Here is a 19,808-nt window from a genome sequence, read left to right on the forward strand (position 1 = left end):
TTTTCAGAATGATTGCGCTATCATTGAAAATGTAATGGGAGTCTGTGTACAGTCTGAGAGGAAGCGTAAGCTTCGACCGCACCTGATCTGGGTAATGCCAGCGTAGGGAATTCGTTTCATTCAAAGAATGAAGACACTCTTCCATGGGAGGAGTGTCTTTTTTTAGTTCGCTCGTCCTAGATTTTAAAGAGAAAGGAGAAGCAAATGAATGGATGGAGACAAGGCATCAGACGGCATATCGGCTTGATTGGATTTGTTTTATTTCTTGGTTTTTGGCAGGGGATGGGCTTTTTGCACGCGCTACCTAAGTTTATCCTGCCCTCTCCCTTTGAGATTTTAGAAGCTTTTGTCAGAGATAGGGATATGCTCTTCTATCACGGGCTTGCGACCATCAAGGTGGCGCTCTTGGGGCTTGGTTTGGGCGTTCTTCTTGCCATTGTGCTGGCTGCGGTGATGGATCGTTTTTCATGGCTCTATGATATGATTTACCCTGCCATGGTGGTTATCCAGACCATCCCCACCATTGCCATCGCCCCTATCCTGGTCTTGTGGCTGGGATATGGGATGCTGCCAAAGATTGTGTTGATTATCCTAACGGTGACCTTTCCCATTTTGGTCAGTATTCTAGATGGCTTTCGGCATTGTGACAAGGATATGCTGACGCTCTTTGAGTTGATGAAGGCCAGTCGTTTTCAAATCCTCTGGCATTTGAAGATTCCTTCAAGCCTCCCTTACTTTTACGCTGGTCTGCGTGTCAGTGTCTCTTATGCCTTTATTACAACGGTGGTATCGGAGTGGCTCGGTGGTTTTGAAGGGCTTGGGGTCTATATGATCCAGTCAAAAAAGCTCTTTGAGTACGATACCATGTTTGCCATTATTATCCTCATTTCCCTGATTAGTCTCTTGGGAATGAAACTGGTGGACATCAGTGAAAGATATGTCATCAAGTGGAAACATTAAACATTTTAGAAAAAGGAATGCAGATGCCACCCATTAAAAACAGATAAGAGGTGTTAGGTCGGACGCATAATCCTCGGTAGATAGAACAAGAGCTTTAGCAACAGCTTGCTCAAGCCTTAGCCAAAAAGAAAAAGGAGAGTGAAATATGAAAAAGCGCACCAAAATGCTAGGAATCGGACTTTTAGCTGCCAGTTTCATCGGACTTGCGGCTTGTAGCCATTCTGCTAGTCAATCTAGCCAGAAAAAAGCAGACAATAAAAAGGTGGAGATTATCCTTGACTGGACTCCAAATACCAATCATACAGGCCTATATGTCGCTAAGGACAAGGGCTACTTTAAAGACGCAGGAGTAGATGTGGACATCAAGCTCCCACCAGAGGATAGCTCATCAGACTTGGTGATTAATGGAAAAGCCCCTTTTGCGGTCTATTTTCAAGACTATATGGCTAAAAAATTAGAAAAAGGCGCAGGCATCACAGCCGTAGCAGCCATTGTGGAACACAACACGTCTGGAATCATCTCAAGAAAAGAAGATGACATCAAAAGCCCCAAAGCCCTAGATGGTCATAAATACGGTACTTGGAATGACCCAACAGAACTCGCTATGCTAAAGACCCTAGTGGATTCAGATGGTGGCGACTTTAACAAGGTCGAAAAAGTGCCAAACAATGACTCCAACTCCATCACGCCTATCGCTAACAAGGTTTTTGATGCGGCTTGGATTTACTATGGTTGGGACGGGCTTTTGGCTAAGTCTGAAGGGGTGGATACCAATTTCTTCTACATGAGAGACTTTGTGAAAGATTTTGACTATTACTCGCCTGTGATCATTGCCAATAACGATTACCTCAAAAACAATAAAGAACAAGCTAAAAAAGTGGTCAAGGCGATTAAAAAAGGCTACCAGTACGCTATGGACCATCCCGATGAGGCAGCGGACATCTTGATTAAAAATGCTCCAGAGTTGGAGAAGAAAAAAGATTTCGTCCACGAGTCTCAGCACTACCTCTCAAAAGCATACGCTAGCGACAAGGACAAGTGGGGCTACATCGATGCCAAACGCTGGAACGCTTTTTACAAGTGGGATAAGGAGCACGGCGTTTTGAAAACAGACTTGACCGATAAAGGATTTACCAACGATTTTTTGACAGATAAATGATAGCATTACGATTAGATCATGTAAGCTACGCTTACGGCACAGAAGCGATTTTAAAGGATTTGACCCTGGAGGTTGAAAAAGGAGAGATCGTCTCCCTCCTTGGTCCAAGCGGAATTGGCAAAAGCACCCTCTTTAACCTGATTGCAGGGATTTTAGAGGGACAAGACGGCAGTATCTGGATTGACCAAAAGCAAAATCCAAAAGGCGAGGTCAGCTATATGCTACAAAAAGACCTGCTTTTAGAACACAAAACCGTGATTGGAAATGTCATGTTACCCCTCTTGATAAGACGAGTTCATAAAGAAAAAGCTAGCCAAGAGGCGCATGATATCTTAAAGACCTTTCAGCTTGAAAGTATCGCAGACAAATATCCGCATGAGTTAAGCGGTGGAATGAGGCAGCGCGTGGCCTTACTTCGCACGTATCTCTTTGGACATTCGCTCTTTCTCTTAGATGAGGCTTTTAGCGCCCTTGATGAGCTGACCAAGTTAGAACTCCATGACTGGTATCTAGACGTTCACAAACAGCTGGGATTGACCACCCTTCTCATTACCCACAGTATTGAGGAGGCTTTGGCTCTCAGTGACAAGATTTATATCCTCAACCACCGTCCAGCCCAAATTGTGGGCGAAATTCAGCTCACCAGCGAGGATAAGGCAGATAAAAACAAGCTCCTCACTTACCGAGAGGCCATCTTAAAACTCCTCGCCCTCTAACCCTTTACCTCCAAAAACAACCATCTGACAACAGAAACTTTTTGCTTGTTGGATGGTTTGTTTTTTTGTTAAAATATTAGCATGAACCAACTGATTAAAGATAAATTGGCCTTATTACCCACGCAGCCTGGATGTTATCTTCATAAGGATAAACACGGCACCATCATCTATGTCGGCAAGGCAAAAAATTTGAAAAATCGGGTGCGGAGTTACTTTAGAGGGAGCCACGATACCAAGACCGAAGCCTTGGTGTCTGAGATTGTGGATTTTGAGTATATCGTGACCGAATCTAACATCGAAGCGCTGCTTCTTGAAATTAATCTTATCCAAGAACACCAACCTAAGTATAATATCCGACTCAAAGACGACAAGTCCTATCCTTTTATCAAGATTACTAAGGAAACCTATCCGCGGCTCTTGATTACCCGTCAAGTCAAAAAACATGATGGCATTTATTTTGGTCCCTATCCTGATAGCGGGGCAGCGACCGAGATCAAGCGCCTGCTGGACCGGATTTTTCCTTTCAAAAAATGCACCAATCCAGCCAACAAGGTTTGTTTTTACTACCACATGGGGCAGTGCTGTGCCCATACTATTTGTCACAATCCACCTGGTTTTTATGAAGAGATGATTGAGGATGTCAAGCATTTCCTCAATGGTCAGGATGACCAGATTGTCCATGATTTGAAAAAGAAGATGGAAGAAGCCGCAGCGGATATGGCATTTGAGCGTGCGGCAGAATACCGCGATTTGCTCACTAATATCCAGACCCTTAGAACCAAACAACGGGTCATGCACCAAGACATGATGGACCGTGATATTTTTGGCTTTGCGGTTGAAAAGGGCTGGATGTGTGTGCAGGTCTTTTTCATCAGACAAGGAAAACTCATTCAGCGTGATGTCAATCTCTTTCCCTACTACAATGATCCCGAAGAAGATTTCTTGACCTATATCGGACAATTTTATCAAGAAGAAGCCCATTTCAAACCACAAGAAATCTTTATTCCAAAAGGAATCGATGAAACAGCTGTCAGCGCTCTGGTCAAAGGCAGTAAGGTCATCGTTCCCAAACGTGGAGAGAAGAAGCAACTAGTCAGTCTAGCTACTAAAAACGCTCGGGTTAGTTTGGAGCAAAAATTTGCTCTTTTGGAACGTGATTTTCAAAAGACTAAGGGGGCTATTGAGCAGCTCGGTCAAATCATGGGGCTCCCAGCTCTTCACCGGATCGAGGCTTTTGACAACTCTAATATCATGGGAACCAGTCCTGTCTCTGCTATGGTGGTCTTTATTGACGGAAAACCACAGAAAAAAGAATACCGCAAGTACAAGATTAAGACTGTAGAGGGACCAGATGATTACGCCAGCATGCGCGAAGTCATCAAGCGGCGTTATAGTCGGGTGAAAAAAGAAGGGCTCCCTCTCCCAGATTTGATCATCATTGATGGGGGACAAGGACAGGTCAATAGCGCCAAAGAAGTCTTAAAGGACTTGGGCTTGAGCATTCCTGTTGCTGGTCTGCAAAAAAATGACCGCCATGAAACCCACGATCTCCTTTACGGGGATCCTTTATCGGTCGTTCCTCTCAAGCGCCAGTCACAGGAGTTTTTCCTCCTTCACCGGATTCAAGACGAGGTGCATCGATTTGCCATTACCTTCCACCGTCAAGTGCGCTCGAAAAATTCCTTCTCCTCCCAGCTTGATGATATTGAAGGCTTAGGACCAAAGCGTAAACAAAAATTGATGAAACACTTTAAGAGTTTAGCTAAGATAAGAGCCGCCAGTCTCGAGGAATTGACCGCTCTTGGCTTACCAAAAAAAGTCGCAGAAGCCACACAAGAAAAACTCAAGCAAATAGATCAAGAAAGAGAAGAGAGCAGAGGATAAATGCTTCTGTCTTCTCTTTTTTTCAGCATTTTTTGGATGAATATGGTACAATAAAGAGGAATTGTAAACAGGTGAAAGCCCTGCAAAAGATTATTTTAGAGGAGGCATCAGAGATGACAGTAGATTTTAAGGCGGAATTTGAAAAACGCAAAGACGATTTTATGGCGGACTTGATCAGCCTTTTGGAGATTAATTCAGAACGTGATGACAGCAAAGCCGACAAGGAACATCCTTTTGGACCTGGACCGGTTAAGGCGCTTCATCATTTCCTAGCGATGGCTGAGCGTGATGGTTATAAGACTCGCAACATCGACAACTATGCTGGCGATTTTGAATACGGTGAGGGCGATGAAGTGCTTGGTATCTTTGCTCATTTGGATGTGGTGCCAGCTGGTAGTGGTTGGGAGACTGACCCTTATAAACCTGTCATCAAAGATGGTCGCCTCTATGCGCGTGGCTCATCTGATGACAAGGGACCAACTATGGCTTGCTACTACGGGCTTAAGATTATCAAAGAATTAGGACTTCCAGTCTCTCGCAAGGTGCGTTTCGTGGTCGGAACGGACGAAGAGTCCGGCTGGGGTGATATGGACTACTATTTTGCCCACAATGGCTTGAAAAATCCTGATTTTGGTTTCTCACCAGATGCGGATTTCCCTATCATCAATGGTGAAAAAGGAAACATCACTGAGTACCTCCATTTTGACGGAAAAAATGAAGGTTTAGTTGTTCTTCACAGTTTCAATGGTGGTCTGCGTGAAAACATGGTACCTGAGTCTGCCACAGCCGTTATTTCAGGCTCTGTATCTGCCCAAGAAGTCTCTGACCTCCTTGCTAACTTTGTGGCGAGCCACAAGGTGACTGGTCAAGTTGTGGAAAATGATGGCAAATTAGAAGTGACTATCTACGGAAAATCTGCCCATGGTTCTACACCAGAAGAAGGGGTTAATGGGGCAACGCTTCTTGGTCTTTTCCTCAGCCAATTTGATTTCTATGGACCTGCTAAGGCTTATATTGAGGTGACAGCTAGCCTCCACAATGATTTTGCAGGAGAAAAACTCGGTGTTGCTTACACTGATGACAAGATGGGACCTCTTAGCATGAACGCTGGTGTCTTTCGTTTTGATGAAAACTCTAGTGACAACACCATCGCCCTGAACTTCCGCTATCCAAAAGGAACTGATGAGCTAAAAATCAAGGAAGAACTCAGCAAGATTGCTGGACCAAAAGCCATCACTATTTCCGACTCTCACCACACACCACACTACGTGCCAATGGATGATGAATTGGTTGAGACCCTCTTATCTGTCTATGAAAAACAAACAGGTCTAAAAGGTCATGAACAAGTCATCGGTGGTGGAACCTTTGGTCGTCTCCTAGAGCGTGGCGTTGCCTTTGGTGCTATGTTCCCAGACTCTATCAATACTATGCACCAAGCCAATGAATTTATGGCGCTAGATGATCTTTACCGCGCCGCTGCTATCTATGCAGAAGCCATTTATGAATTGATTAAATAAAAGAGGGAAAATCCTTCTGAAAAAAGAGTTTGGAACTCCTTTTGTCCCAAGCTCTTTTTCAAGTCTAAGCTAAAACAAGAAAAGAAAGGACAGCATGAATCCTTTATTAACCGGTATGAATGATAAGCAAAAAGAGGCAGTCAAAACCACGCAAGGTCCTCTTCTCATCATGGCAGGAGCAGGATCTGGTAAGACCCGTGTTTTGACCCATCGAATCGCTTATCTCATTGATGAAAAAGGCGTTAACCCGTGGAATATCCTTGCTATCACCTTTACCAATAAGGCGGCAAGAGAGATGAAAGAAAGAGCTTTTGCGCTCAATCCGGCAACCCAAGACAGCTTGATTGCCACCTTTCACAGTATGTGTGTGCGCATTTTGCGAAAAGATGGTGATCAGATTGGCTATAATCGCAATTTCACCATTATCGATCCCGGGGAACAGCGCACCCTTATGAAGCGGATTTTAAAAACGCTCAATCTCGATCCCAAGAATTGGAGTGAACGAGGCATTTTAGCAACCATCTCCAATGCCAAAAATGACCTCATCGATGAGGACACCTATGAAGCACAGGCAAGTGATGTCTATCGTCAGGTCGTTGCCAAGTGTTACAAGGCCTATCAGACAGAGCTCAGAAACAGTGAATCCCTTGATTTTGATGACCTCATCATGGTGACACTGCGTTTATTTGACCAAAAACCCGAGGTTTTATCCTACTATCAGCAACGTTACCAGTATATTCATGTAGATGAGTACCAAGACACCAATCAAGCCCAGTATCAGTTGGTTAAGCTTCTTGCCAAACGCTTTAAAAACATCTGTGTAGTCGGAGATGCCGATCAGTCCATCTATGGCTGGCGTGGGGCAGATATGCAAAATATCCTCAATTTTGAAGCAGACTATCCAGAAGCCAAAGTCGTCTTGCTGGAGGAAAATTATCGCTCGACCAAGACCATCCTTCAAGCTGCTAACGAAGTTATCCAAAACAATCAAGAACGCCGTCCTAAAAATCTCTGGACACAAAACGAAGAAGGGGCGAAAATTGTCTATTATCAAGGCAATGATGAGCAAGACGAAGCCTTTTATGTAGCCAATCAGATCCAAGCCCTGACGCATGAAACCAAATATCGCTACCAAGATTTTGCCGTTCTCTACCGCACCAATGCCCAGTCTCGGACCATTGAAGAAGCCTTTTTAAAGGCGACCATTCCCTACACCATGGTCGGCGGAACCAAATTCTACAACCGTAAGGAAATCCGTGATGTCATCGCTTACTTGAATGTGGTGGCAAACACCAGTGATAATATCAGTTATGAGCGCATCATTAACGAGCCTAAGCGTGGCGTGGGGCCAGGTACCTTGGAGAAAATTCGTACTTTTGCTAACGAACGAGAGATGAGTCTTTTGGAGGCTTCTGCCAATATTATCCTATCTCCCATCAAAGGTAAGGCTGCCCAAGCTGTATTTGATTTGGGGAATTTTTTGCTCAACCTCAGAGAGCAGCTCGATGATTTGACCATTACAGAAATAGTAGAACGCCTCCTCAAAGAAACGGGCTACCTGAGTGCTCTGGAATTGCAAAACACCCTTGAGAGTCAAAACCGCATCGAAAATATCGAAGAATTTCTCTCCGTGACCAAGAATTTTGATCGGCAAAATAGCCCTAGCGAGGAAGAAGTAGGAAGTGAGCGTTTGAGCCGTTTCTTGAATGATTTGGCACTGATTGCAGATACAGACGATACCACGTCAGAAGCATCTGAGGTCACTCTCATGACCCTTCACGCTGCCAAAGGATTGGAGTTTCCGATTGTCTTTGTCATTGGTCTGGAAGAAGGTATTTTTCCTCTTTCAAGAGCCAGTGAAGTCCCAGAAGAATTGGAAGAAGAGCGACGCTTGGCTTATGTAGGGATTACTCGTGCCGAGCAAAAGCTCTATCTGACCAACGCCAACCGCAGAACCTTGTTTGGTCGCACGGACTACAATCGCCCCTCTCGCTTTATTAGAGAAATCTCAGAAACCCTCCTTGATTACGAAGGGCTTGCCAGACCCGTTAATGTGAGCTTTGCGTCCTCTAGCTCCCAGTCATCTGGATTTAAACAGGGAGTCAGCCTACAAGAAGCGCTTCGCCTACGCAAACAGCGCCTAAGTGGTCAAAATCCCGCAACAGGAAAAACAGCTACGGCCAGTTGGCAGGTAGGAGATACCGCCCTTCACCGCAAATGGGGAGAGGGACAAGTGATTGCCGTGAATGGCAGTGGTGACCAGCAAGAAGTGACCATTTCCTTTGAAAGCGTCGGTGTCAAAAAACTCTCCGCAGCCCTAGCCCCTATCGAAAAGAAAAGATAACAAGTGCAGACAAACAACGAACTGAAAAAGTTTGAATGTACTTTGTAGCTTATGAAACTGAACACGGGCTAAAATCCTAAGGAAAAAGACTCATCTTCCTAGAAGCTAATGCTTCTAGGAAGATTCCCTATTTTCTTACGGATTTTTTAACGCCCTTTGTATCTTATGAAATTGAACTCGAGCTACGAACTGCAGGAAATAGATAAAGCTTCCTAGAATTTTTAGGTTCTTCGTCAGCTTTCCTAATTTCCTTTTGTTCGTTTAACGCTCTCATATCTTATGAAAGGAAGTTGTTATGATTGAAACGGGAAGTCCGGAGTTGGAGGCTTATCAACAAAAGCGTTTAGCGGAATTTAAAGAGAAAAATCATAAGGAACCAAAAGACTGTCTCCTCTTTGTTGGAGATTCGATTACGGATTTTTATCCGCTTAAAAAATATCTCGGCAGACAATTGCCCTTGGTTAATCGTGGGATTGCAGGAACAGACAGTGTCTGGCTGCTCCAACATCTTACGGATCACATCTTGTCATTAGAACCGAGTAAACTATTTATTTTAATAGGAACCAACGATATCGGTAGAGGATATAGCAATGCGTCCATTATTGAGCGATTGTCCAATATTATAGAGAAAATCAAGTCAGAATTTCCCTTTATTCCCATTTTTATCTTATCTGTTCTCCCTGTCAGTGAACGTGAGGAACACCGTGCTAAGGTTAAAATCCGTAACAATCAAACCATTCAAGAGCTCAATCAAGCCTTGCAGGTCCTTTGTGGCACAGAGTTTATTGATGCCTACACCGCACTAACGGATAGCAGTGGTCAGTTAGCGAGCAACTATACGACCGATGGGCTACACCTTAGCCCAGCAGGCTATGAACGCTTGTCAGAGGTGATTGCTAGAGAGTTGTAATCAAGCTGCTTATTGTATCTAAAAAAACCGACAAAAGCTATTCGCCTTTGTCGATTTTTAAATTTATTCGTCTTCACCATCTAGGATCATTTCTCCTGTTGGGATGATGTCTTTGGTCTTGGATGACTTGGCAAGAGATTTAAAGGTCTTGTTGTTTTCCTCGTAGCCCAAATTAATGACCGTTGTTTCATCGGGTAAATCCTTAGCGATTTCTGAAATAGAGAGACGAAGCAGGGTTAAGGTATTTTTTTGATCGTCATTAGCTGTTCCATCCTCAACCGCTTTGACGAGCTCAGCCATCTTGGTTTTAGCCTCTCCTGTTAGAGTGAGGCGGATTTCATCGTGCCCCTTGGCATCATCTTTGTCGTCCACATGGATAATTGAAGTTTTAAATCCTTGATCCCCGTCAGGATTGAGCTTGGTATTGATGTCGTTCATCACTGTTTCATACTTGGTCTTGTCAACACTTGTCGTCTCCTCCTTGGAAGTAGCAGTCGTAGAACTGCTTGTCTGTGTTTCTTTTGGAGTGGACTGACTAGTTGAGCCACAAGCACTTAAGAGCGCTAAGGAAGCTAGACCAGTCAAGGCGATAGTGGTTAATTTTTTCATGATGTTCTTCTTTCTATTTTTTTAATCTCTATCTCGTAGGAAATCCTATTATACCATAACTTTTTTCTTTTGGTGGCTTTTTGTTTAAAGGTCATCAAACTGTTATCCCCCAAGTTCTTTTTGTCACAAGTTGTCGTTTTTGTCATGATCAGTGTTGATTGTTTATATCTCTATTAGACGAGTATCGGCTAAAATCGATTGAGGCATGTGGCTATGAAAACGACCTTATTATTAGCACTTCTTTTTGAAGTTTGACTAGCGTAGTCTGTTGAACGAAAAAAGGAGTCCTCAACGCAGTTAATAAAAGAAAACCGCTGAAACACTTGATTTCATGCGGTTTTTCAGTGATGTTTCAGCTAAAACAGTCCAGTGGACTATTTTACTCCCACTCTACTGTTGCAGGTGGTTTGCTGGTGATGTCATAGACGATGCGGTTGACGTGATCGACTTCGTTAACGATGCGGGTTGAAATCTTTTGGAGGACTTCCCAAGGGAGTTTGGCAAAGTCAGCGGTCATGCCGTCAATAGATGTGATGGCACGAATGGCGATGGTGTAGTCATAGGTTCTGCCATCCCCCATGACCCCAACGGAACGCACGCCGGTGTTAACGGTGAAATATTGCCACACGTCACGTTCAAGTCCTGCTTTTTTGATTTCTTCACGCAAAATCGCATCCGATTCGCGGACGGTTTTGAGCTTTTCTTCGGTGATTTCACCCATCACACGGATACCAAGTCCTGGTCCTGGGAAGGGTTGGCGCCAAACGATGTCATCAGGCATGCCAAGAGCAGTACCAAGAGCGCGCACCTCATCTTTAAAGAGGGTGTTGAGTGGCTCAATGAGTTCAAACTGCATGTCCTCTGGAAGTCCACCGACGTTGTGGTGAGACTTGATAGTTTGGGCTGTTTTGGTTCCAGATTCGATAATGTCGGTGTAGAGGGTTCCTTGAGCGAGAAAGGCAACATCAGTGAGCTTGCTAGCTTCATCATCAAAGACGTAGACAAATTCGTTACCGATAATCTTTCGTTTTTGCTCAGGGTCCGTCACGCCCTCTAGTTTATCGAGGAAGCGCTTGCTGGCATCGACTTTAATGATATGGAGGCCAAACTTGCCACCTAGCATCTCCATGACTTGATCGGCTTCGCCTTTGCGAAGAAGCCCATGGTCAACAAAGATACAGATGAGCTGATCGCCGATAGCCCGCTGCAAGAGAACGCCAACAACAGACGAATCCACCCCACCTGAAAGACCGAGGAGAACCTTTTTATTCCCAACGGTTTCACGGATTTTTTGGATTTCCATTTCAATGAAATTATCCATAGACCAGTCGCCTTTGGCACCACAGATGTCAAAGGCAAAGTTATGAAGAATATCATTACCATACACCGAATGGCGCACCTCTGGGTGGAACTGGATGCCGTAGATTTTCTTCTCAGGATTTTCGATCGCTGCATAAGGGCAATCAAGCGATTCACCCGTGCGGATGAAGTGGTCTGGAATCTTGGTCACAGCATCACCGTGGCTCATCAAGACCAGCTGATCTTTTGGTGTTTCCTTGAACAAATCAGAAGTCCCTGTTTGGTGAAGCATGGACTGACCGTATTCACGGTTTCCAGCGTCACTAGCTGGAACAACCTCGCCGCCCAGTGTTTGGGTGATGAGCTGCATCCCGTAGCAGATTCCTAGCACTGGAATCCCCATCTCTAAAATCTCAGGGTCAATGTTAAATGCCCCATCTTCATAAACCGAATTAGGACCACCAGATAAGATAATCCCGATGGGGTTGATTTTCCTAACTTGGTCAGCCGAAATGGTGTGATCCATCAATTCTGAAAAAACACCAAACTCACGAATCCGACGGGTAATCAGTTGGTTGTACTGGCTACCGTAGTCGAGTACGATAATCTTTTGGTGTTCAGCTACTTGAGGTGTCGTCTCAGACATATCAATCTCCTTTTTCCATAAAGCATTAGTCGTCATACTCTCTATTCTATCATATTTTGCAAAATTAAACAGCAAAAGGCTTAGTAAATTTTGCAATATCGCTTTAAATTTGCTACCATAAAAGAAAAGGCTTTAAGGAGAAAGCATGCTACCAGCTTATATCAAAATTCGCGATCAGATTAAGGCAGAGATCGACCAAGGCATCTGGAAGATTGGTCAGCGTTTGCCGAGTGAGCGAGATTTATCAGAAGAATTTCAAGTCAGTCGGATGACCCTACGTCAGGCTATCAGTGTTTTGGTAGATGAGGGGATTTTGGAAAGACGGGTCGGTAGCGGCACTTATGTGACGAGCCACCGTGTGCGTGAGCGGATGAAAGGGACGACGAGTTTCACCGAAATTGTCAAAGCACAAGGAAAAACCCCTTCCAGTCGCTTGATTTCCTACAAGAGGAGTCTCCCCAACGAACAAGAGGTCAAACATCTAGGTATTTCTCCCCAATCTTATATTATTCGCATGGAGCGGGTTCGCTATGCGGATGACTTGCCCTTAGTTTTTGAGATTGCTAGTATTCCTGAAAAAATTGCCAAAAGTCTTGATCAAAATGAAATCACTGAACATTTTTTTAAGGCTTTGACAGATAAAGGCTATACCATCAGCAAGAGTCAGCAGACCATCTCGGCGAAGCTAGCTAGCGATGAGGTGGCAGGCTACCTCAAACTAGCCCCAAAGGCTGCGATTTTGTCTCTTAGTCAGACCTCTTTTTTGGAGGACGGTACTTGTTTTGAGTATGTGAGAAGTGAGTATGCGGGAGAGCGTTTTGAGTTTTATCTCGAAAACTCCTAGGTGAGACGTGAAGTTCGTCTAATGCGAAATAGTCAAAGACATGGAACTGAAAAGAACTGGCGAATTTTAGTACTAGCATAATGACGTTGTTTTTCTTGTGTCCCATTAGTTGGGGTACAGTGACCTGCTTGTATCGTTTTTTTTAATTTTATGGTAGAATAAAGGAATGGAAATTGAAAAAACCAATCGGATGAACGCCTTGTTTGAGTTCTATGCGGCTCTTTTGACCGATAAGCAGATGAACTATATCGAACTCTACTATGCAGATGATTATAGTCTGGCTGAGATTGCTGAAGAATACCAAGTCAGCCGACAAGCTGTCTATGACAACATCAAGCGTACAGAAAAAATCTTAGAAGATTATGAACGCAAACTACACATGTATTCAGATTATATCGTTCGTTCCCAGATTTTTGAGGATTTGCTAAAGCGTTATCCTGATGATGACTATTTACAAGAACAGATTACAATCCTAAGTGGGATCGATAACCGAGAATAGAGGAGAACTTATGGCATTTGAAAATTTAACCCAGCGTTTGCAAACCGTTTTTAAAAATCTCAGACGAAAAGGCAAACTCACCGAGAGTGATGTCCAAGAGGTGACCAAAGAGATTCGACTTGCCTTACTTGAAGCAGACGTGGCTCTTCCTGTGGTCAAGACCTTTATCAAACGCATCAGAGAGCAGGCAATCGGACACGAGATTATCGAGACCTTGGATGCTTCGCAACAGATCATTAAGATTGTCAATGAGGAATTGACCCAAATCTTGGGTTCAGAAACTGCTGAGATTGAGAAATCTCCTAAGATTCCAACCATTATCATGATGGTCGGTCTTCAAGGGGCGGGAAAGACCACCTTTGCAGGGAAGTTGGCCAATAAACTCATCAAGGAAGAGCAGGCTCGCCCTCTCTTGATCGCCGCTGACATCTACCGTCCAGCCGCTATCGACCAGTTAAAGACCATTGGTCAGCAAATCGATGTACCCGTCTTTGAGTTGGGAACACAAGTTCCTGCGCTTGACATCGTCAAGCAAGGGTTAGAGCAAGCTAAAGCTAATCGCAATGACTACGTCATCATTGATACAGCAGGACGTTTGCAAATCGATGAAACCTTGATGCAGGAACTAAAAGACATCAAGGCCTTTGCAAAACCAAATGAAATTCTTCTCGTGGTGGATAGCATGATTGGTCAAGAAGCTGCTAATGTCGCAGATTCCTTCAATCAGCAACTGGACATCACAGGAGTGGTGCTCACCAAAATTGATGGAGATACCCGCGGTGGTGCGGCACTCTCTATTCGTGAGATGACTGGAAAACCCATCAAATTCACTGGAACAGGGGAGAAAATCACCGATATTGAGACTTTCCACCCAGACCGAATGGCCAGCCGTATTTTGGGAATGGGGGATCTCCTAACCTTGATTGAAAAAGCCAGCCAAGAGTACGATGAGAAGCGTTCCCTTGAAATGGCTGAAAAGATGCGAGAAAATACCTTTGATTTCAACGACTTCCTCGAACAACTAGACCAGGTGCAAAACATGGGGCCTATGGAAGACCTGCTCAAAATGCTCCCGGGTATGGCTAGCAATCCAGCCCTCGCTAATTTCAAGGTTGATGAGAAAGATATTGCCAAAAAACGCGCTATTGTCTATTCTATGACTCCTGAAGAACGCGAAAATCCAGATCTTCTGACCCCAAGTCGCAGACGACGGATTGCAGCAGGTTCTGGAAATACCTTTATCGAAGTTAATAAATTTATCAAGGATTTCAATCAAGCAAAGAGCATGATGCAGGGCGTGATGTCAGGCGATATGAACAAGATGATGAAACAAATGGGGCTAAATCCTAATCAAATGCCTAAAAATATGGACATGTCAGCCCTCGAAGGCATGATGGGAGCTAATGGCATGCCAGATCTCTCTAGTCTAGGTGGGGCTGGTATGCCAGATATGAGCCAGATGTTTGGTGGCGGCCTCAAAGGTAAAATCGGTGAATTCGCCATGAAGCAATCCATGAAACGCATGGCCAATAAAATGAAAAAGGCCAAGAAGAAACGGAAATAATCATCATCCAGACGATAAGACTAAGACTAACAAAATAAGAGGAGAAAGCCTCTTCTTATTTTTCGCACATACATCTTTCCGAAAAACTGTAATTTTCTTGAAAAATGTTTTGAGATATGATAGACTACTCTTTAGAAAGGAAATTGTCATGAGACGGGAATTATTACTAGAAAAAATCGATCAACTCAAACAAATCATGCCATGGTATGTCTTAGACTACTATCAATCCAAATTATCTGTTCCTTATAGCCTAATCACGCTTTACGAATACCTCAAAGAGTACCAACGGTTTTTCACTTGGTTACAAGACACTGGGCTTTACCAAGGGCAAACCTTGGCTGATCTTCCTTTGGAGATTTTGGAGCAACTCTCCAAAAAAGATTTGGAGGCCTTTATCCTTTATCTGCGCGAACGTCCGCTCTTGAACAGTAATACGACCAAACAAGGGGTCTCACAAACCACCATCAACCGTACCTTGTCTGCCCTTTCTAGTCTTTACGCTTATCTGACCGAGGAGGTGGAGAATGAAACAGGTGAACCCTACTTCTACCGCAATGTCATGAAAAAGGTAGCAACCAAAAAGAAACGTGAAACCTTAGCTGCCAGAGCTGAAAATATCAAGCAGAAGCTCTTTTTAGGAGAAGAAACCCAAGGTTTTTTAGACCATATTGATCACGTCTATCCGACCCAGCTATCTAATCGTGCCCTCTCCTCCTTCAATAAAAACAAGGAGCGTGATTTGGCTCTCGTAGCCCTTCTCTTGGCATCTGGTATTCGCTTGTCCGAAGCCATTCATCTTGATGTGCGCGATCTCAATCTCAATATGATGGTCGTTGAGGTTATCCGTAAAGGGGGCAAACGTGATGTGGTTCCTATTGCTAGCTTTGCTAAGCCCTATCTCCATCAATATCTGGCTATCCGTGACCAGCGGTATCAGGTCGATAAGACCCAGCTCGCCCTCTTTTTAACGCTCTATCGGGGCAAAGCCAATCGCATGGAGGCCTCCAGTGTTGAAAAGATGGTCGCCAAGTATTCCGAGTCTTTTAAAATCCGAGTCACTCCTCATAAACTGCGCCATACATTGGCGACTAGACTTTATGATGCCACCAAGTCCCAAGTCCTCGTCAGCCATCAGCTAGGACATGCTAGCACCCAAGTCACTGACCTTTATACCCATATCGTTGATGATGAGCAAAAAAATGCTCTGGATCAGTTATAGGCATTTTCTTTGCTTATTTGATTTTGTTTACAGAAATAAATTTATGTTAAATAAACCATACCACAAATCCCTCTCAGTTTAAGAGAGGGATTTGTGCGCATCCCAGAGTTCTGGAAAGATAAAGCCCATGGCTTGGTAAAGCATCATAAATAGCATAGCGCCCCTCTTGGACGATCTTGACCTGTAAGATTGCCACATACTCTTCTACTGCTGCTTCAATCCATTGGCCAATTATGTTTGGTCTCCTTTATGGTGACACAGGTGCCTTTTTCAACTTGACTTTGAACCGTAATCACCAGTCCCAGCTCATCCAAAATATGCTTACTCAAGTAGAGCCCCAGTCCAGTGGCTTTTTGATGCTCTCTGCCGTTGTAACCGGTAAAACCTTCATCAAAGAGGCGAGGAATATCCTCAGGTAAAATCCCAATCCCAGTATCAGCGATATGGAGCTGATTGTCCTCTAGGGTAATGGTAATCTTGCCGCCTGTTTTGTTGTACTTAATAGCATTGTCCAAAATCTGGGTCAAAGCAAAGGTCAGCCATTTCTTGTCCGACAGGAAGACAGCTTCCCCCCTCATATCCACTGACAAATCCTTATACACACAGAGCAGGCGGTATTTTTTAATCAGATCCAGTAAAATCTGTCTGACATCCACGGGTACAAAGCGAAAATCCTTGGCTTGCTGGCTGAACTTGAGGTAGTTGAGGAGGTTATCCAGATAATGCTCCATCCTTAGCAACTGCTCGCGCATGTCTTTGGTGGTGATTTGCTGAGTTTCCTCCATCAAGGACAGGGTCGCAAGGGGAACCTTCATCTGATGTGACCAGATTTTGATGAGTTGATTCATCCGATAGCTCTCGTGGTTGAGCTGATATTGAGCATCTTTTTGTTGCTGAATCAAGGTTTCTAGGAAGGTTCGATAAGCCTGATCGATTGGGGCATTGAAATCCTCGATAAGCTCCAGTTGATGGGCGGTGATGCGCTTCATTTTTCGATAAAAGAGGAAAAAATGCCCACAAAAAACCATAAGAACAAGGGTCAAGACAAAGACAAGAGAGGGTCCAAAAGCAGATAGGGGCAAACGCTCTAGAAAGAAAGTCAGGTAAAACAAGCCCGTCACTCCCAGATATAAGGCGTACCAAAGCCCATACTGACGTACATATAGTCCTAGCCATTTCATTTGAGCACATACCCCACGCCCCGCACCGTGTGCAGGTGAGAAAAGCCAATCTGGGCCAGTTTTTTCCGCAGCCTTGTGATATAGACGTGGAGCGTGTTTTGGTCGATAAAGTCGCCTCCCTCCCACAAGAGGTCAAGCAGTTGTTCCTTGGTCACCACTTGTGGGGCAGACTGCATGAGCTGGCTCAATAGCCGTGATTCGGTCGGTGTCAGATGGAGCTTATCCTCACCATGTGTCAAGACCCCATCCAGACTCAGCGAATAATCTTGAAAGGTTTGTCCAGCTGGGGCAGAAAAACTCTTGCTGCGTCTGAGCAGTGCAGTAATTTTGGCCTCTAGTACATGGATGGAAAAAGGCTTGGTGACCAAATCATCCCCTCCCATATCCAGCGCCATGATGGTGGACATGTCGTCATTATTGCTGGAGATAAAAAGAATGGGGGTGGTCAGGCTCTTTCTAATCTCGGTCGTCCAGTAAAAGCCATTAAAATAAGGGAGATTGATGTCCATGAGGATAACATCTGGAGCGATTTCTTCCACCTCTTGTTTGATGGCCCTAAAATTTTGTACCGAAAACACCTCATACCGATCGTGAAAATGCTTGCGTAGCAAAGACACGATGGTCTCGTCGTCTTCGATGATGTAGATTTTATCAAGTGTGTTCATCAGTTTAGTCTTTGTTCCCAATCATTTTTACATTAACTTGTCTCCAAAATAGATCAAACAGACTTGAGGGCTCAGCGACCTCTAGTCACGTCTATTTTCTTCCTTTAAGACAAACACTCTATTTTTATTGCTTCCTCGAGCTTCTAGGAAATCCAAATCAACCATTTTCGCCAAATATTTTCTGACAGTTGATACGGATTTGCCCGACAACTGAGCTGCAATCGCTGTTGTAACACTATTATGGTCTTTAAAGTATTGATGTAACAGGTCATATAAATGCTGTTCTGCTTGACTTAAAGGGGAACGATTATCTTGCCATTTATCAATCAATTTATCGCTATATTTATCGCTCGCTTGATAAGCGATAAGAGTTTTTAAGATGAGGTCTAACATAAACTCGATAAAGACGGATGAATTATTTTGCCGATCTGCTATCGCTAAACTATCATAATAACCTTGCTGATGTTCGTGAATAAGGGTTTCGACAGGAATCCAAGCAAAAATCGGATGCCAATGGGCTAAAATAACAGTTTGCCATAATCGCCCTATACGACCATTGCCATCCTCAAAAGGATGAATGGTCTCAATCTCATAATGAAAAACACAACTTTTAATCAGTTCTGGTGTATCATCTTTTTGTCCCCAGTCAAAGAGCTCAGACATCAGCTGGTGAATGAATGGCGGTCTAGCTCCCATGTGAACTAAATTCCCTCTCTCATCATAAATGCCAACATCTTTCGGTCGATACTGACCAGAATAAGACACGATGTCCTTGGTGAGCAAAGCATGTGCTTTTAGAAAATCCTTTTGAGAATAAGGATGAAAGGATAAAATCTCTTCATAAACCGCATAGGCATTTTTCACTTCTTGAATCTCTCTTAGAGGTCCTAGGACTCTTTTCCCATCAATGATAGCGGTCACTTGTTCGATAGATAGACTATTTTTTTCAATAGCTAGCGAAGACTGAATCGAGCGAATCCGATTTTCTTTTCTTAACGTTAACTGACGTTCGACCTGTAATTCGAGCTGTCCCACTATTTTAGAAATCTCAACGACTTGATTCAGCATCCTATTTGTAATCGTAAACGGTGGTTTCATCTTCCCTCCTTACCTTACTCTATTATAACAAAATTTCCAACAAAAAAAGCAGGATCTCCTGCTTTTTCTCTAGGCTTTTGAGGCTTCTAGGACTTTTTTGACGGCTGGATCTTCCTGCATGGCAGCCATAAAGCGAGCGACATTTGGGTACTCTGTCCATTTCTTTGGTGTGTAGTTGGTCCAAGTCGCCATGACAAAGGCATAGGCGTCTGCAACGGTGCGCTTGTCCTTAAAAACATGGTTGGTCTCACCAATCAAGCTATCCAGATGCAGCATGACCCGATCAATGCGTTCATAAGCCGCTGTTTTCACCGCTTCTAAGTCAGATTGCTTCTTAGACGTTGTGTAGCGTGCTGGGACAAAGAAAGGCCAAAAGGCAGGGTGGAAATCACCTGTGAGGAAGGACATGGTTTCATTGAACTCAAAATCATCTAAGAGATCGCTACCTGCGCCAAGGTCGCTTTCAGGAAAACGTGCCACGATGTATTGCAAAATGGCGTTAGCCTGTGTCATAGGGCGTTTAGCCCCAATTTCGATCGCAGGGACCAAGCCTAGTGGATTGATCTTGCGGTAGCTCTCAGAGTGCATATCGACTTTTTCCACCGTGTAATCTGCCTTTGCCCACTCTAGTGAAATCCAGCAAGCAAGAGCACATGTACCTGGTGCATAGTAAAGCGTCATGGTCATAAGTGAA

At 44.0% G+C, this 19,808-nt stretch carries 17 protein-coding genes and 1 riboswitch; of the genes, 11 read left to right on the plus strand and 6 right to left on the minus strand.

Annotation, left to right across the window (positions count from 1 at the left end; translation table 11 throughout):
• Nucleotides 1-24 precede the first annotated feature (24 nt).
• Nucleotides 25-127: riboswitch (TPP riboswitch) on the plus strand.
• 77 nt (nucleotides 128-204) lie between these two features.
• The 7 genes from ACZ49W_RS04260 to ACZ49W_RS04290 all read left to right on the plus strand — a co-directional run bounded on the left by ACZ49W_RS04260 (nucleotide 205) and on the right by ACZ49W_RS04290 (nucleotide 9,490).
• On the plus strand, nucleotides 205-960 hold the full coding sequence (locus tag ACZ49W_RS04260; RefSeq protein ID WP_464814091.1) for an ABC transporter permease: 756 nt from the start codon (nucleotides 205-207) through the stop codon (nucleotides 958-960).
• Between the two features lie 145 nt (nucleotides 961-1,105).
• Complete coding sequence (locus ACZ49W_RS04265; RefSeq protein ID WP_464814092.1) at nucleotides 1,106-2,119, plus strand: ABC transporter substrate-binding protein; 1,014 nt, start codon at nucleotides 1,106-1,108, stop codon at nucleotides 2,117-2,119.
• Nucleotides 2,116-2,835, plus strand: coding sequence for an ABC transporter ATP-binding protein (locus tag ACZ49W_RS04270; RefSeq protein WP_464814093.1), 720 nt, complete (start codon nucleotides 2,116-2,118; stop codon nucleotides 2,833-2,835). The genes ACZ49W_RS04265 and ACZ49W_RS04270 overlap by 4 nt, the downstream gene beginning before the upstream one ends.
• Nucleotides 2,836-2,916: 81 nt before the next feature.
• A complete protein-coding gene (gene uvrC / locus ACZ49W_RS04275) occupies nucleotides 2,917-4,719 on the plus strand; it encodes an excinuclease ABC subunit UvrC (protein ID WP_464814094.1) in 1,803 nt (600 codons plus the stop codon).
• Nucleotides 4,720-4,832: 113 nt separating this feature from the next.
• Nucleotides 4,833-6,236 (plus strand): dipeptidase PepV, encoded by a 1,404-nt coding sequence (pepV, locus tag ACZ49W_RS04280; RefSeq protein WP_464814095.1) that lies wholly within the window; start codon nucleotides 4,833-4,835, stop codon nucleotides 6,234-6,236.
• Between the two features lie 94 nt (nucleotides 6,237-6,330).
• Entirely contained in the window at nucleotides 6,331-8,580 is a 2,250-nt protein-coding gene (gene pcrA, locus ACZ49W_RS04285; protein ID WP_464814096.1) for a DNA helicase PcrA, read from the plus strand.
• Between the two features lie 295 nt (nucleotides 8,581-8,875).
• Entirely contained in the window at nucleotides 8,876-9,490 is a 615-nt protein-coding gene (locus ACZ49W_RS04290; protein WP_464814097.1) for an SGNH/GDSL hydrolase family protein, read from the plus strand.
• Between the two features lie 63 nt (nucleotides 9,491-9,553).
• On the opposite strand, the gene ACZ49W_RS04295 is transcribed toward ACZ49W_RS04290, so the two are convergent.
• Nucleotides 9,554-10,099 carry a hypothetical protein gene (locus ACZ49W_RS04295; protein WP_464814098.1) on the minus strand — a complete coding sequence of 182 codons (546 nt, stop codon included), beginning with the start codon at nucleotides 10,097-10,099 and terminating at the stop codon, nucleotides 9,554-9,556.
• Between the two features lie 379 nt (nucleotides 10,100-10,478).
• On the minus strand, nucleotides 10,479-12,044 hold the full coding sequence (gene guaA, locus ACZ49W_RS04300) for a glutamine-hydrolyzing GMP synthase (protein WP_464814099.1): 1,566 nt from the start codon (nucleotides 12,042-12,044) through the stop codon (nucleotides 10,479-10,481).
• Nucleotides 12,045-12,189: 145 nt separating this feature from the next.
• Here guaA and ACZ49W_RS04305 point away from each other — a divergent pair, with 145 nt between their 5' ends.
• The 4 genes from ACZ49W_RS04305 to xerS all read left to right on the plus strand — a co-directional run bounded on the left by ACZ49W_RS04305 (nucleotide 12,190) and on the right by xerS (nucleotide 16,170).
• A complete protein-coding gene (locus tag ACZ49W_RS04305; protein ID WP_464814100.1) occupies nucleotides 12,190-12,888 on the plus strand; it encodes a GntR family transcriptional regulator in 699 nt (232 codons plus the stop codon).
• A 166-nt stretch (nucleotides 12,889-13,054) separates the two neighbouring features.
• Nucleotides 13,055-13,387 (plus strand): putative DNA-binding protein, encoded by a 333-nt coding sequence (locus ACZ49W_RS04310; RefSeq protein WP_464814101.1) that lies wholly within the window; start codon nucleotides 13,055-13,057, stop codon nucleotides 13,385-13,387.
• 10 nt (nucleotides 13,388-13,397) lie between these two features.
• A complete protein-coding gene (gene ffh, locus ACZ49W_RS04315) occupies nucleotides 13,398-14,951 on the plus strand; it encodes a signal recognition particle protein (RefSeq protein WP_464814102.1) in 1,554 nt (517 codons plus the stop codon).
• A 148-nt stretch (nucleotides 14,952-15,099) separates the two neighbouring features.
• Nucleotides 15,100-16,170: a tyrosine recombinase XerS gene (xerS, locus tag ACZ49W_RS04320; RefSeq protein WP_464814103.1), complete on the plus strand. Its 1,071-nt coding sequence runs from the start codon at nucleotides 15,100-15,102 to the stop codon at nucleotides 16,168-16,170.
• A gap of 215 nt (nucleotides 16,171-16,385) precedes the next feature.
• Here xerS and ACZ49W_RS04325 read toward each other — a convergent pair whose 3' ends face one another.
• The 4 genes from ACZ49W_RS04325 to ACZ49W_RS04340 form a co-directional block, all read right to left on the minus strand.
• Nucleotides 16,386-17,351 carry a sensor histidine kinase gene (locus ACZ49W_RS04325; protein WP_464814104.1) on the minus strand — a complete coding sequence of 322 codons (966 nt, stop codon included), beginning with the start codon at nucleotides 17,349-17,351 and terminating at the stop codon, nucleotides 16,386-16,388.
• On the minus strand, nucleotides 17,348-18,016 hold the full coding sequence (locus ACZ49W_RS04330) for a response regulator transcription factor (protein ID WP_464814105.1): 669 nt from the start codon (nucleotides 18,014-18,016) through the stop codon (nucleotides 17,348-17,350). The genes ACZ49W_RS04325 and ACZ49W_RS04330 overlap by 4 nt, the downstream gene beginning before the upstream one ends.
• Nucleotides 18,017-18,097: 81 nt before the next feature.
• Nucleotides 18,098-19,114 carry a Fic family protein gene (locus ACZ49W_RS04335; protein ID WP_464814106.1) on the minus strand — a complete coding sequence of 339 codons (1,017 nt, stop codon included), beginning with the start codon at nucleotides 19,112-19,114 and terminating at the stop codon, nucleotides 18,098-18,100.
• A gap of 69 nt (nucleotides 19,115-19,183) precedes the next feature.
• The gene (locus ACZ49W_RS04340) at nucleotides 19,184-19,801 is read right to left on the minus strand and encodes a glutathione S-transferase family protein (protein WP_464814107.1); all 618 of its coding nucleotides are present in this window, start codon (nucleotides 19,799-19,801) and stop codon (nucleotides 19,184-19,186) included.
• Between the last annotated feature and the right edge of the window lie 7 nt (nucleotides 19,802-19,808).

The organism is Streptococcus sp. STR1/CE/0325 (genome assembly GCF_055386095.1).

Excerpts from the sequence above, each read along its gene's own strand:
- ACZ49W_RS04260 (WP_464814091.1), top strand. The coding sequence starts at position 205 with ATGAATGGATGGAGACAAGGCATCAGACGGCATATCGGCTTGATTGGA.
- ACZ49W_RS04265 (WP_464814092.1), top strand. The coding sequence starts at position 1,106 with ATGAAAAAGCGCACCAAAATGCTAGGAATCGGACTTTTAGCTGCCAGT.
- ACZ49W_RS04270 (WP_464814093.1), top strand. The coding sequence starts at position 2,116 with ATGATAGCATTACGATTAGATCATGTAAGCTACGCTTACGGCACAGAA.
- uvrC (WP_464814094.1), top strand. The coding sequence starts at position 2,917 with ATGAACCAACTGATTAAAGATAAATTGGCCTTATTACCCACGCAGCCT.
- pepV (WP_464814095.1), top strand. The coding sequence starts at position 4,833 with ATGACAGTAGATTTTAAGGCGGAATTTGAAAAACGCAAAGACGATTTT.
- pcrA (WP_464814096.1), top strand. The coding sequence starts at position 6,331 with ATGAATCCTTTATTAACCGGTATGAATGATAAGCAAAAAGAGGCAGTC.
- ACZ49W_RS04290 (WP_464814097.1), top strand. The coding sequence starts at position 8,876 with ATGATTGAAACGGGAAGTCCGGAGTTGGAGGCTTATCAACAAAAGCGT.
- ACZ49W_RS04295 (WP_464814098.1), bottom strand. The coding sequence starts at position 10,099 with ATGAAAAAATTAACCACTATCGCCTTGACTGGTCTAGCTTCCTTAGCG.
- guaA (WP_464814099.1), bottom strand. The coding sequence starts at position 12,044 with ATGTCTGAGACGACACCTCAAGTAGCTGAACACCAAAAGATTATCGTA.
- ACZ49W_RS04305 (WP_464814100.1), top strand. The coding sequence starts at position 12,190 with ATGCTACCAGCTTATATCAAAATTCGCGATCAGATTAAGGCAGAGATC.
- ACZ49W_RS04310 (WP_464814101.1), top strand. The coding sequence starts at position 13,055 with ATGGAAATTGAAAAAACCAATCGGATGAACGCCTTGTTTGAGTTCTAT.
- ffh (WP_464814102.1), top strand. The coding sequence starts at position 13,398 with ATGGCATTTGAAAATTTAACCCAGCGTTTGCAAACCGTTTTTAAAAAT.
- xerS (WP_464814103.1), top strand. The coding sequence starts at position 15,100 with ATGAGACGGGAATTATTACTAGAAAAAATCGATCAACTCAAACAAATC.
- ACZ49W_RS04325 (WP_464814104.1), bottom strand. The coding sequence starts at position 17,351 with ATGAAATGGCTAGGACTATATGTACGTCAGTATGGGCTTTGGTACGCC.
- ACZ49W_RS04330 (WP_464814105.1), bottom strand. The coding sequence starts at position 18,016 with ATGAACACACTTGATAAAATCTACATCATCGAAGACGACGAGACCATC.
- ACZ49W_RS04335 (WP_464814106.1), bottom strand. The coding sequence starts at position 19,114 with ATGAAACCACCGTTTACGATTACAAATAGGATGCTGAATCAAGTCGTT.
- ACZ49W_RS04340 (WP_464814107.1), bottom strand. The coding sequence starts at position 19,801 with ATGACCATGACGCTTTACTATGCACCAGGTACATGTGCTCTTGCTTGC.